Source organism: Halomonas sp. KG2 (assembly GCA_030440445.1).
Classification (GTDB): Bacteria; Pseudomonadota; Gammaproteobacteria; order Pseudomonadales; family Halomonadaceae; genus Vreelandella.
Genome location: CP098528.1, coordinates 754,928 through 768,261 on the forward strand (window position 1 = coordinate 754,928; position 13,334 = coordinate 768,261).

General features: G+C 53.2%; 13 protein-coding genes. All 13 read left to right on the top strand.

The annotated features are described in order from the left end of the window. Window positions 1-13: 13 nt before the first annotated feature. The 13 genes from NDQ72_03625 to NDQ72_03685 all read left to right on the top strand — a co-directional run bounded on the left by NDQ72_03625 (window position 14) and on the right by NDQ72_03685 (window position 13,259). Window positions 14-3,679: an ATP-binding protein gene (locus NDQ72_03625; protein WKD29047.1), complete on the top strand. Its 3,666-nt coding sequence runs from the start codon at window positions 14-16 to the stop codon at window positions 3,677-3,679. Continuing rightward, complete coding sequence (locus NDQ72_03630) at window positions 3,676-4,305, top strand: hypothetical protein (GenBank protein ID WKD29048.1); 630 nt, start codon at window positions 3,676-3,678, stop codon at window positions 4,303-4,305. Before NDQ72_03625 ends, NDQ72_03630 begins: the two co-directional genes overlap by 4 nt. Then, complete coding sequence (locus NDQ72_03635) at window positions 4,302-5,531, top strand: hypothetical protein (GenBank protein ID WKD29049.1); 1,230 nt, start codon at window positions 4,302-4,304, stop codon at window positions 5,529-5,531. The genes NDQ72_03630 and NDQ72_03635 overlap by 4 nt, the downstream gene beginning before the upstream one ends. Beyond that, on the top strand, window positions 5,528-6,394 hold the full coding sequence (locus tag NDQ72_03640; GenBank protein ID WKD29050.1) for a hypothetical protein: 867 nt from the start codon (window positions 5,528-5,530) through the stop codon (window positions 6,392-6,394). Before NDQ72_03635 ends, NDQ72_03640 begins: the two co-directional genes overlap by 4 nt. Before the next feature lie 941 nt (window positions 6,395-7,335). Further along, window positions 7,336-8,157: a GNAT family N-acetyltransferase gene (locus NDQ72_03645; protein ID WKD29051.1), complete on the top strand. Its 822-nt coding sequence runs from the start codon at window positions 7,336-7,338 to the stop codon at window positions 8,155-8,157. An 81-nt stretch (window positions 8,158-8,238) separates the two neighbouring features. Then, a complete protein-coding gene (locus NDQ72_03650) occupies window positions 8,239-8,772 on the top strand; it encodes an AAA family ATPase (GenBank protein ID WKD29052.1) in 534 nt (177 codons plus the stop codon). 265 nt (window positions 8,773-9,037) lie between these two features. After that, complete coding sequence (locus tag NDQ72_03655; GenBank protein ID WKD29053.1) at window positions 9,038-9,379, top strand: GFA family protein; 342 nt, start codon at window positions 9,038-9,040, stop codon at window positions 9,377-9,379. Window positions 9,380-9,609: 230 nt separating this feature from the next. After that, entirely contained in the window at window positions 9,610-10,251 is a 642-nt protein-coding gene (locus NDQ72_03660; GenBank protein WKD29054.1) for a CatB-related O-acetyltransferase, read from the top strand. A 145-nt stretch (window positions 10,252-10,396) separates the two neighbouring features. After that, window positions 10,397-10,804 carry a hypothetical protein gene (locus NDQ72_03665; GenBank protein WKD29055.1) on the top strand — a complete coding sequence of 136 codons (408 nt, stop codon included), beginning with the start codon at window positions 10,397-10,399 and terminating at the stop codon, window positions 10,802-10,804. Window positions 10,805-10,897: 93 nt separating this feature from the next. Next, a complete protein-coding gene (locus NDQ72_03670; protein ID WKD29056.1) occupies window positions 10,898-11,440 on the top strand; it encodes a DinB family protein in 543 nt (180 codons plus the stop codon). A 167-nt stretch (window positions 11,441-11,607) separates the two neighbouring features. Further along, on the top strand, window positions 11,608-11,886 hold the full coding sequence (locus NDQ72_03675) for a type II toxin-antitoxin system RelE/ParE family toxin (protein WKD29057.1): 279 nt from the start codon (window positions 11,608-11,610) through the stop codon (window positions 11,884-11,886). Next, complete coding sequence (locus NDQ72_03680; GenBank protein WKD29058.1) at window positions 11,886-12,179, top strand: HigA family addiction module antitoxin; 294 nt, start codon at window positions 11,886-11,888, stop codon at window positions 12,177-12,179. The genes NDQ72_03675 and NDQ72_03680 overlap by 1 nt, the downstream gene beginning before the upstream one ends. A gap of 117 nt (window positions 12,180-12,296) precedes the next feature. Then, window positions 12,297-13,259 carry a ribonuclease Z gene (locus tag NDQ72_03685; GenBank protein ID WKD29059.1) on the top strand — a complete coding sequence of 321 codons (963 nt, stop codon included), beginning with the start codon at window positions 12,297-12,299 and terminating at the stop codon, window positions 13,257-13,259. Window positions 13,260-13,334: the final 75 nt, after the last annotated feature.

Genomic DNA, 13,334 nt, shown 5'->3' on the forward strand with positions numbered 1-13,334 from the left:
CCAAGGACACGGCATGGCGCATTTGCTACGCATCGTTATGATTCACGGCCACTTGTCGGGGGTGGTTGAACTCAATGTGGATGGCCACACCAATATTTGCGGCACCAACGCGTCAGGCAAAACCACGCTTCAGCGGTTAGTGCCGGTGTTTTACGGTGAGCTGCCCAATAAGGTGGTGCCGAAAACCCGCATGAAGTTTGATGCCTTCTACTTGCCCACTCGTCAAAGCTATCTCGTTTACGAATACCGCCGCGAAGCAGGCAATGTTTGCCAAGTAGTACTGACGCGCAAGCAAGAAGGCGGCGTGGAATACCGTTTTGTCGGTGCCCCTTATCGGCCAGAAGACTATCTGATCGAAACTGAAAAAGGCCCCTTGGCGCTGGAGTACCCGCAGTGGTCTAGCGGACTGCGCCGCAGCGGGATTGCTGTCTCTTCCAAATTGGGAGCCACCTCCGAGTTTCGCTCGGTGATTCAAAACGATTTTACCCAGTTGCACGGTAATAGCCGCGATGGATTAAAGCTGCGCCAAATTGCAGCGCAGTTTAGTTTGGTTAACCCTGAACGGCGTATCCGTCATATCGAAAAACTGGTGTCTGCTGTGCATGCGAAAGAGGGCAAGATGGACACCCTCAAAACCATGCTGGCGGCAATTTTCGAAGAGGATGGCGTCGAGCTGCCGGTCACCCGCATTCGCAGTGCCAAAGCGCGGGAGTGGATTGCCCAGATGCGCCAGTCCATGCGCCTGGAGCCGCTGCAAGCCTCGCTGACTAAGCTTGGCGGTATCGACCGCGAATTGGCCCAGTTAGAGACCACGCTTTGGCAGTTGAAACCCCAGCTAAGCGCCGACCATCAGCAGGCAGAGCAGCGCATTGCGGACCTGGATGGTGAGTTAAACCGCCACCAGCGCGAGTTCCAACAGCGTGAAAATGCCTACACCCAGCAGCGCGATGAGCTGAACGACCGCCACAGTGAAGTCGCAAGCGACTTGCAGCACACGCAGCGCCGCCTAAATGATCTGCAAACCCAGTTTGAGCACTACGCCGATGCCGACATGACTGGCCTGGAGCGAGACATCAACGCCTTGCCCCAGTGGCGTGAACAGCGTGATCAGCTTCAGAAGCATCTGCAGGTCATGCAAGACGCGGTAAAAGAGAGCCAGGCGCGCTTAGATGGCCGGTTACGCGAGCTTTCCGAAGCACTTGCCCGCCAAACCCAAGAAAACCAGGAGTTGATAGATGCCCTGGTCGAGGAAAAAGCCCAACGCCGAGAGCAGCAATGGCAAGCCGAACAGCAGCATAACGAGCGCTATCAGCAAGAGCGCCAACGGCTAGAGGGTGAGTATCAAGCGCAGTTAGAGCTGGGTGTTGAGCAGCTTGCCGAATTAAAAGCGCAGCTGGCAATGCCCACCCAAACCGTTGAAGAGGCTCAAGAAGCCGAGCTTGCCCAAGCGCGTTTAGACCAAACACAGCAGGAACGCAGCGCCGCTGCGGCCACGTTGGAAGCTCTACGCCGCGAGCTTGAAAGCCACAAACGTGAACGCGATGCCGCCGAGCAGCAGTTGGTGCAGTGTCGTCAGCAGCGTGAGCGAGCTGAACAACACTGCTATGCGCTCTATCAACAGCGCGACCCCGAACAGGGCAGCTTGCGCCACTTCTTGCGCTACCACCGTCCTGGTTGGGAGCAGCAACTCGGCAAGGTCATTGCCCCAGAACTGCTTGAACGTCGAGATCTCGCCCCGCAGCTTGCTGAAGACGCCAGCGATGACCTGTTCGGGCTAGCGCTGGACCTAAGCGCTATTGCGCTGCCGGATTACGCTCAAGACGAAGCCAGTTTGCTGGCGGCGATTGAAGAGGCGAATGGCGCTAAACAGCGCGCCCAAACGGAATGTGTCGCTGCCGAAAAAGCCCTAAAGCAGCACAACGAACGGGTTCAGCAGGCTGATGAGGCGCAAGATCAGGCGCGCATGGGGTATCAGCGGGCCGAACAGGAAGTGGAGTATGCCCTTGAGGCTCGCCGCCAGCAGCAAGAGCGCCATACCAAGCGTCAGCAGGCTCGCCGAGCCGAGCACCAAGCGGCGTTGACTCGCCAAGAGCAGGCTCAGGCCGAACTGCGCGAAGAGAAACGCCAGGCGCTTGACGAGCTTGCTGAGACGCATCAAGGCCAGTTGCTGGAGTTAAAAGCCGACGCGCAAAGCCAGCTGGATAGCCTGGATGCGCAGCTACGCCAGTACAAGCAGCAGCTCAACGACGCCAACGCTGAGCATCAGCGCCAGCGTAGTGAGCTGGAAGCCGCCTTCAGCCAGGAGCTTGCCGAGCAGGGCGTGGACCCCGCGCAGCTTCAGGAAACGAAGAAACGCTTAGAGCAGCAGAGTGAACGCATTCGTAAAATCGCCGCTCGCCAGGAAGAACTCACCGAGTACCAACGCTTTATGCGCGTGGAGTGGAGCCAGCACAAGCCCCAGCTGGTGGCGCAGGAAGCAGAACTTGTTCAGCTTGATCAACAGTTGAAGCGCGAAAAAGCGCGCCTCAAGAACGACTTCCATAGCGCACGTGAAGCGCATCAAACGGCGGTTAATGAACTAAAAATTCAGCGCGCAAATGCCCACGGCAGTGTAGAAGCCCTAAAGCCTTTACTGACCCAGTTGGAAAGCTTGGACATCGTTGCAGAGGGTGCGCCCTTAGCGAATGCCGTGGGTGACATGGAGGAGCGCATTGAGCGTGCTCGCCAAGCGTTAACCAGCCGCCATCAGCAGCTTGAACAGCTGCGCCGAGGCTGCCTGGAGGTAGAAAGCCAGCTGATTAAAGATGCCAGCAGCGGCTTTGCCGATGCACTGCAAAGCGAACGTGAGAAACTGCCAAACGACAGCCCACGACTGGTGTTGCCGCTGCTGCGCGACATGCTAAAACTATTGGAAGATCAACAGCAGCAGCTGATTCAGGAAGGGCGCAATTTAAGCGATGATCTGGATAAATTCTTTATTGTCTTCCGAGATTTAAATCGCCGTATCAGTGCGCAAAGTCGTCGGCTTTCCGACGAAGTGGCGGATGACCTGCGTTTAGAAGGTATCAGCAAAGCGGAAGTGCGCATTCAATCGACGATTGATGAACTAGGCTTCTGGGAGCCTTTAAAGCTGTTCGCCCAGCGTTATAAAGCGTGGCGGGAATCTGGCCAGATGCTGCCCAGCGACGATTATCTTAATGCACTGGCCGATGTGGTCGATTTGCTGCGCAGCGACCAGCAGTACAGTTTCGAAAGCCTGCTGCGCCTTGAACTGCACCTAAACGAAGGCGGCACTGACCTGGTGATCAAAAACGACCGCCAGTTGTTGGAGTCTTCCAGCCATGGCATGGCCTACCTGATTTTGTGTAAGTTCCTGCTAGCGTTTACGCGGCTGCTGCGGGGGGATGCGCAAATCGCTATCCATTGGCCGATTGATGAAATTGGCACGCTGGCCTATCACAATGTCGAAAAGTTGTTCGACGCTTGTGACAGCAACCGTATCCACATTGTGGGGGCTTTCCCCAACCCAGAATCGGATGTGCTGCTGCTGTTTGCTAATCGCTACCTGATTGAGCGGGACCCTAACCAGCCCAACCAGCGCCTGCTAAAACGTATTGAGCCGCGCCTTAGCCCGCTTGCGCAGCGGATCAAGGAGCGTCAGCAAGAGGTGACCGCATGATCGAACACGGCCCGCTACTGGAACGCTTGCTGGCTGGCGAGTTTGTCTGCGCCGTCAGTGATGACAACGCCTTCCGCCACCTGGCAAATGAAGAGACCCGCGACGCGATTGATGACTACCTGCGCCCGCTCAACCGCAGGCTGGCGAGCAATGATGAAGGCAGTGTCTACTTTTTAGCTTGGCGACAGCTGAACGAAGCCGCTCGGGAGCAGCTATCGCGCCAGCTGAGTGACACGGTCAACAGCCTGTTGCCGCTGCTGGAATGGCTGCAGCTGGTTCAAGAGGCGCTAGGCCGCGACACCTTGGCGGCCCCAGGCGACGTGCTCAAACCTGCCGAGTTCAGCGCTAAGTGCGAAGACAACCAAAGCCTGCGTGAGCGTTTGGAACGGCTAGCCACAGACAGCTTCTTTGGTTCCCAGAGCGACCAGTTGGATGCCCAAGTAAAGCAGCTATTCAAGCGCTTGAAAGAGCATGGCTACTTGCTTCAGCCCCACACTGAGCGTCAGGTGTTTGTGGTCACCGGTAAAATTGATTACCTAATCGAGGTGGTGCGCTTTATCCGCGATGAGGAAAACTTGCCCATCGATGCGGAGCGGGAAGAGGGTGCCCAGGAGGCGCTGCTGTGAGCGAACTGGAAAGCCGCCTGCTAAAAACCGGCGCTGAACGGCTGGCGCTGTTGGGCAAGCATGCCGAACGGCTGATGCAGGGCTACACTCGCGATGACGTGCCGTTAGACGGACTCAACGACAGCGCGCTGCGCAAGCTGTTGGCCGCTCGGGTGTTATGGCGGCCCGACGAGCAGAGCGGCGTAAAGCTCGCCCCCAAGGTGCGCGAACTGATTGCTGAAATGCTCGCCGATGAAACCCGCCGCCATGTAAATGCCGATGTTGCCGAAACCCTTGAGTTAGTACGTTCGTTGGTGCACAGCTACCGGGAAGCCCGCAGCCTAGGTGAACATTGGCGGCAGGAGCAGCAGTTGCTGCGCCTGCGCCAGGAAGTCGACGATCTGAACGGCCGCTTTGCCGATGCCATTGATAGTCTCTGGCAGCGACTCAACAGCGATTTCGGCTTTGTTAGCCAGTTGAGCGATAAGATCCGCGAAAACGACCGCGCCCAGAAGCAGATTGTTAGGTTGCTGGATGGCCTAGCACTGATCGACTTCGACGAGCTGATTGCGTTAGTAGGCAGCGATGGCAGCCTGCGCAAGCTACTCATCAGCCAGCTACAGCAGCGCTTAAGCCACCATTACACCAGCCTGCGGGAAGTGCAACGGCGGTTAATTGAGCTAATGGCACGCTTTCGCAAACAGCAGGCACGCAGCCGCCTGATCAGCGGCATGGTCGCGCTTATGCGCGAACATCCAGGCTTTGTGCCGAGTAATTACGCCAAACGCAGCGACGTACCAGCGTTGTTCAATCACGCTGCGCCATTAAATGCCGCCGCTGCGCCAGCGCTAGATCGCGCGCTGGAAAGTCGCGTGCTGGCAGAACTGCTGCATGAATTGCCAACCCCGCGCCATGCCACGCAAACCGTTGAGTCGGCAGTGCCTGCGCTCACACCGGAAGATAACCTTGCCGCTGCGCGCCAGCAGGCGCTTAAACAAGATGTCGAACGCTTTTACCTCGCGGTGTTAGACCAGCCCTCCGCCGAGCCAATCAGCGCCCTCGCTTATCTGTATGACAGCCAGCTCGATTGGCCCGATGAAATTTGGCTGTTTCAGGTTATCTCCGAATACCAGGGCTTGCCGCGTAGCGAGCAACAGGCGTTTCGCCTACATCAAGACGAATCACCAGCCAGCCCATTTAATGATCTGCGCCTGATTCATGACGTTGCACTGGCGGTGGCAGTATGACGTTATCAGGCCGCGCCCGTGCCGGGCTTAACAGTGTTGTTCGAGAGCTTAACCGCCAGCCCGTGGTAGAAAAATCCCGTGGCAAGTGGGTCGAAGATGTAGTGGCATGGTGCCATCAGCAAGATATTGATCTGACCATGCGGATTTCCAACCAAGCGCTGCGCTTTGACGCCACGCTCATGGCGCAAATCAACAGCATGTTGGAGAGTGACCGTTTGGCACCGCTAGGGCGCTCGTTAAGTGGTTTAAGCAGTGCCGCCCAAGCAGCTGAAGGGGTTGAAGAGGATAAAAGCCGCCGCGAAGGCCCTCGTGCAAAACGCGTGCTGATTAACTTGCCGCCGCAGCCCTCTGCATGGCTTGCGCCAGAGCCGCGCAGCATACGCGATGTTGATGTAAGCGGCTTGAAACTGTCGGTGTTTGGTGCGCTCGTCCAAGTGGAAAACCTGGATAGCTTCTACGCGTTTTCGCCAGAGATAGCAGCGCTGAGCGGCTACGCTTACCCGCTGGTCGTTTACCGTGGTGACAGCCATTACGGTGGTGGCTTTGTCGCACTGAAAGAAGCATGGCGCAAAACCAACCGGCCACACCTCTACGCCGGTGACTTCGATGCCAAGGGCGTGACCCTAGCCCTAGACAGCGGCGCCACGCACCTGCTGCTACCCGACATCGAGTGGCTTACCCAGCACGTCACGCCCCTGCACCAACCCGCTGAGCAACTGCCATTCCAACGTCGCCTACGTCAACGGAACGTTACGCTGCCCAGCCACCACCCCCTACGCCCATACTTAGCCCTGCTGGAAAAACAGCGCGGGCTAAAACAGCAATGGTTTGGAGGGGAGCTAGTATGTATATCGCTCAGTTAAAAGCAGTCTTAGGGCTGTAATGCCGGTCGGTTAAGGCTGACTGGCATTAGCCGATGGGCTGGGTTTTTTTGTTTAATAAGTGCCTGAAAATGACTCCACCCAAGTCCTCCGAGCCGCCCCCGTCATTCCCGCAGGCCCTGCCACTTCGTCATTCCCGCAGGCCCTTAGCGGGAATCCATGTTGACCTGGGGTTTCGAGCTGCTGCAGGTCAAGGTCAAGGTGGATTCCCGATAACCCCACTCGGGAATGACAGTGCGGTGACTCGGGAATGATGTGCGGTGCACGCTTAGGGAGGTGGCCGCGTTGCTATGGGGCTAGGGGGGAATGCTAGTCAGCCTTAAATGTCTGGCATTAGCCGATGGGCTGGGTTTTTTGTTTAATTAAGTGCCTGAATATGACTCCACCCCAGCCCTCCGAGCCGCCCTCGTCATTCCCGCAGGCCCTTAGCGGGAATCCATGTTGACCTGGGATTTCGGGCTGCTCCAGGTCAAGGTCAAGGTAGATTCCCGATAACCCCACTCGGGAATGACAGTGCGGTGGCTCGGGAATGATGTGCGGTGCTCGCTTTGGGAGGTGGCCGCTTTGCTATATGGGGCTAGGGGATAATGCCAGTCAGCCTTAAATGACTGGCATTAGCCTTAGGGCTGTCACTTAACTCTACTATTTCAAGCTCTTCCTTAATTGACCGCTAACAGGCTTGCCGACAAGCGACGTTTGGATAGCTTGCCAACATTGTCTGTGCCCTAAAGGGGATGAATGGAGGAGGGGCAGGTGAGATGGCGACAATAATCGGTTTCGAGCCTAAGCGTACATTTGTTAGTGCACCTTCATCGAGCCTGTTAGTTAGCAATGCGCGCTTTTCTGATAAGGCCTAATCTATAAAGACGTTTTCATGTTCCGTAGAGTAACCAATGAACAATAACAGCTATAGGATTAGGGCGATGAGTCGCGAAGAGTTGGACCTCGCGATGGAGTGGGCCGCAAAGGAAGGCTGGAACCCGGGGCTCCACGATGCCGACTGCTATTTTTCCGCCGACCCGAAGGGTTTCCTCGTCGGTCTGCTTGACGACGAGCCTATCGCTACCATCTCGGTGATCAAATACGATGACGCCTTTGGTTTTCTGGGCTTCTATATCGTCAAGCCGGAATACCGGGGACAAGGGTATGGGCTTCAACTTTGGCAGGCCGGGATGAGCTATCTTCAAGGCCTTAACATCGGGCTCGATGGTGTCGTCGATCAGCAGGAAAATTATCGGAAATCCGGTTTCACACTGGCCTATCGCAACATTCGTTACGAGGGGAGGGGTGGCGGAAAGGCGCCCCAGCACGCCGGGATCGTCGAGCTATCCAGCCTGCCTTTTGAGACCATTGACGCCTATGGGCGGCCCTTTTTCCCTGCCAATAGGGAACAGTTCACCCGCGCCTGGATCAGTCAGCCCGATGGTCATGCTCTGGGCGTGATGCAGCATGACAGGCTGTCTGGCTATGGGGTTATCCGGAAATGCCGCAACGGCTACAAGGTCGGTCCCCTGTTAGCGGACAGCCCGGCATTGGCCGAGTCGCTTCTTCTCGCCTTGAGGGCCCGCACGACGCCATCGGACCCGATTTTCCTTGATGTGCCAGCCATCAACCCAGCGGCGGTGGCATTGGCCGAGCAGCATGGCATGAGGGGGTCATTTGAAACCGCCCGAATGTACCGGGGTGAGGCGCCAACCCTGCCGTTAACTCGCCTGTTTGGCGTGGCGTCTTTTGAAATCGGATGAGCGGGTGATGGGGGGACCGACTTCTACTAAGCAGTGGAGACAGCTCGAACTCGGATTTTCTACAACCTCATTAGGAGTGAGATGAATCATCGATTCGTAGTCACTGGCGGTCCTGGCGGTGGAAAAACGACCATTCTTAGTGCTCTAGCGGAGCGTGGATATAGCTTCGCACCGGAGTCTGCTAGGAAAATAATCAAAGATCGGTTAGCCGCGGGGTTATCGCCTCGACCGGACCCTGTCTCTTTTGCCCAAGAGATACTTAGTGCGGATATCGAAAAGTATCAGAATGCAGCCTCCTGCGACTATGTCATGTTGTTTGATCGCGGAGTACTGGACGCGCTGTATATGCTCGATGCGGAGAGCGCATTAACGCGAGATGAAATAGCGCAATACGTTCAAAAATTTCCATATAACAGCGTTGTCTTTCTTCTGCCTCCATGGAAAGAAATTTACGATACAGATTCAGAGCGTGATCAAACGTTTGAGGAATCCGTAGCGGTGTTTGACGGTATGAAAAGGTGGTATTCGCAGTGGGGGTACGAAACACTAGAAGTCCCACGAGGCAATATTAATGAGCGTGTTGCGTTCATTTTGCAGCGTATACATACCCTCTAACAATTCACGGTTGGCGGACAGTTTCTCCACCGTTTCGCGGCTCAAAATTTTCCGCAGAGCGCGGCGTTATGCGCCATATAGCCATTTCCCCAACCTCTGGACTAGGGAAGGGGGAGAGCGCTAACCATATCCAGCTAAGAGGTAAATTGAAGTGGACAGTACATCAAGTAAGGTTAAAGGCCATTGCCGTTGCGGACAGGTAGAATTTGAGGTTGGCGCTAAGCCAATGATCACCATGGCATGTCACTGCACAGGATGTCAGCAAATGACATCTAGCGCGTTTAGCTTGAGCTCGCTTTATCCGAGCGAGGCATTCTCAATTAAATCCGGAGAGCCTGTTATCGGTGGGCTGCATGGGAATACTCGCCACTATTTCTGCGGGCATTGTATGAGCTGGCTGTTCACTCGACCCGAAGGTATGGATAACTTTGTTAATGTTCGCTCAACGTTGCTAGAGGATTCTCGAACCTACAAACCATTTATTGAAACTTACACAGATGAAAAACTGGAGTGGGCTACCACTGGCGCAGAGCATAGTTTTTGTAAGTTTCCACCGCAGGAAAAGTTTCCCGAATTGCTTCGAGAGTATGCGCAAAAACAAGGATAAACACAGCAGCGATGAATAGGGTGCGGCACTAAACAATCAGCTACAGTGGAACAGTTTACACGTCGCTTCAATCGTCCGCTGAGTTTGGTGTCATTTGCTATCATCAGTTACCTTCTATCTCAGAGTGTTTTTATGAAACCTATTCCTCTATTAAATCAACCTCGAATTCACTGACGAGCAAAGTGTTAACTCAATAGTTTTTATTGTTTAATATTAGCTTGAGGTTTAGTATGCAGAATAAACATTGGTCAAAATATCAGTTGCTACATGAAGTAGTGACTAATCCTAATATCTCAATAAAGGGTGCTCACAGTTATTACAGTGATTGCTGGGACAACGGCTTTGAAGAGTCGGTTATTAGGTATCTACATGGTGACGAAGTGAGTCGTAAGTGGGAGCCGCGTTGGGAAATCGATAAGCTTCATATTGGTGATTATGTCTGTATTGGCGCGGAAGTCATTATTTTGATGGGCGGAAATCATACCCATCGAGCAGATTGGTTCTGTTTATACCCATTTATGGACTACATTGATGAAGCATATGTTGGTAAAGGGGATACCTTTATAGGTGATGGTGCATGGCTTGGAATGAGAGCGATGATAATGCCTGGCGTCACTATCGGAGAAGGAGCTATTGTTGCAGCCAATAGTGTTGTTACTAAAGACGTTGCTCCCTATAGTGTAGTTGGTGGTACACCGGCAAAACTAGTCAAGTATCGCTTTGAGATATCTGTAATTGATGATCTTTTGCAGTTGAAAATATATGATTGGCCTACAGAAAAATTTGAAGCATTAAAACGCCATCTGTGTGCATCAGATATTCAGCAACTAAAAAGTGCTGCTTTAGCCTATGATGGTAAAAATAGCACATAACAAGGCATTTAAGAGTGATACCCAACGCTTGGTATTTTCAGTTCAAGGTTGGGTTTCGTGTTTGCGGTGCAATGGTTTAGGCTTGGTGACAGCGTTGCTCACTACTTAACACGGCGTTATACATTAAGTGAGGTGTACCCAAAAGATGGACTGGAAGTTATTGATACCAACTACAATTGCCACTCTGGCGGCAGTGATTGGCTGGGTTGTAGCCCACAAACTTAATGCTGCGCGTGATGTTAGGAATAAGCAGCGTGAAATTAGACTAAAATACCTTTCTGAAGCATATGATGTCTTTATTGAGCTTGGAAGAAATGTTGACATTCTCGGTAATTATAGGGAAGTTGAGCGAGCGATTAGCTATATTCATTTGTACGGAAATACCAAACAAGTTGAATTATGCGATAAGTTTGTGAATGACATAGCCTTGTCAGGAAGTGCTAATCATACTGAGTTGGTTGTTGAGGTTAGGAATTTTATCAGGTCAGAGCTTGGGCTTAGAGTATTGAGCACCAAACTTAACTTGCTGAAGGTAACCCCGAAAGAAAAATAGTATGACTAGGCGCAGCAGTACGTGCCCTTCGCGCGCAGGACGCTCGCAAGCTCGCGCCTCAATACTCGACGTTATACCTGAGAGGAACCTCGGATGAGCCTTAAAGATCACTTTGCAATGCTGGCTTCCTACAATCAGTGGATGAACTCAAAGGTTTATGAGGCTGCAGGCCACCTCTCTGCCACTGATTTAGCCAAAGACCGTGGGGCCTTCTTCGGTTCCATCTTAGGAACCCTGAATCATATCCTAGTGGGTGACACTATCTGGCTCAAACGGTTTGCTACGCATCCCTCCTGTGTGGCCTCTTTGCGCGAGGTTGCTGATCTTCCAAAGCCGACTACGTTGGATCAGATTGTCTTTGAAGATTTTGGTCGTCTATCTGAACACCGTAGTTGGTTGGATCAGAGGATTATCGATTGGGTAGCCGAACTATCCGACGGTGACCTGGATGTCGTTCTCAGCTATCGCAATAGCAAAGGGATTCCTGCAAATAAACGATATTCGAGCCTGGTTCTTCATTTCTTTAATCATCAAACTCACCATCGTGGGCAAGTTTCTACCTTGCTATCTCAGGCGGGTGTGGATATCGGGGTTACTGATCTTATGGTTCATATTCCAGAGGAAACCCATGTATAGCCAGGTATGTACTGACGAATCCTAGAGCGATTCCCTACACTGGAAAAATTAGATTAGCGCTACTCCAAATCCCGAAAGAGTACGTTGTTGGCTCGGGCTCGGGCTCGGGTAATTCAAATAATATAAGCCTGCTTGTTGCGCGGTGCGCAACAAGCTATGATGTGTTTATGATTAAATCATTCCGCCACAAGGGACTCAAGCGGTTCTACGCTAGTGGCAGCACCTCTGGTATACAGGCGGATCATGCCAAGAAATTGCGTATGCAGCTTGCCGCTCTGGACACGGCCGTGTCAGTAGAAGATATGGATATCCCTGGTTTTAGGCTCCACCCTTTGAAGGGGAGAGACAAAGCGCGGTGGTCAATTTGGATCAACGGAAATTGGCGCATGACGTTCGAATTTCGAGATGGCAATGCGTACATTCTTGATTATGAGGATTATCACTAATGACGATGCATAATCCGCCGCATCCCGGCGAATTTATTCGGGAAGTGTACCTAGAACCTTTTGGTATCAGCTCCCGTCAGCTTGCTTCCAACTTGGGCGTTTCACCATCCACCTTGTCACGGTTGCTCAAAGGGGATAGTGGCATTAGCCCCGAAATGTCTTTGCGCTTGTCGAAGGTTCTCGGACGTACCCCGGAGAGCTGGCTATCAATGCAGGACATGTATGACCTATGGGTGGCTCGCAGCACAATTAATTTGGACGACCTGCAGCCATTGGACTTTGAGGCCGCTTAACGATTGCGACTGTTGTCGTTGGCATCCTGTCGTAAAAAGCTGAGCAACCAAACTTATTGGAAATCTGTATGCCGCCAGACTAGGTTCAGGTTTCTAAAGAGAAAGCACGGACGCGATATGAACCTACTCTTCCTGGGTACCTCCGCCGGTGTGCCCACCAAACAAAGAAATGTCTCCGGGATCGCTTTGCGTGAAAGCAAAGGTAAGGGGTGGTACCTGGTTGATTGTGGTGAGGGCACCCAGCATCAGGTCTTGCATACCAAGCTGTCGTTCCATTCGTTGAAGGCCATCTTGATTACCCATGTGCACGGCGACCACTGCTACGGGCTGCCGGGCATTCTGGCGAGTGCGGCCATGGGGGGCCGGAAAGTGCCGCTGACCATCGTTGCGCCCGCAGGTATCAAAACTTGGTTGGCGGCAACCTGTGAGGTGACGCAGCTATGCTTACCTTTTGACTTGGAGTTTATCGCCTCAGACGACCTGCCAAGCGTTGAGTTTGAGAACATCGCGGTTGAGACATTCAGCCTTTCACATCGGGTGGCGTCTTATGCCTATGCATTTACGGAGCGAAAGGTTGATGCTGCCCTGGACATGGAAAAGCTAGCGCAAAAGGGGATTCCAAGAGGGCCGTTGTGGGGGCAGTTGAAGCAAGGGGTTGATATTGAGTTTGCAGGTGAGCCGTTAAAAAGCCATGACTACCTAATCTTCAAGAACACGCCCAGGAAAGTAGTGATCGCTGGGGATAATGATCAACCTGACTTATTGAACGAGGCGTGTGCAGAGGCGCAGGTGCTGGTGCATGAGGCCACCTATACCGAAGAGATGGCTGAGAAGGTCGGTGATGTGGGGCATAGTTACGCCAAGCTTGTCGCAGCTTTTGCCGAATCGATAAAGCTACCTAATTTGGTGCTGACGCACTTCAGCCCGCGTTATCAGTTTAGCCCCAATGCGTCGCCGTCCATCGAGGACATCCGCAAAGAAGCTGAGGGCGCCTATTCAGGCTCGCTTTTCTTGGCGCGGGATTTTGGCGAATATACCTTAGAAAAAACGGGCCACTTTTCTGAGATGGTGGGCGAGTAGTTTTTCCGCGCGTTTATCAGTAGTGATACCGAAACTGGGCGATTAGCAACGCTTCGTAGTCTTCAAGCACTGGCT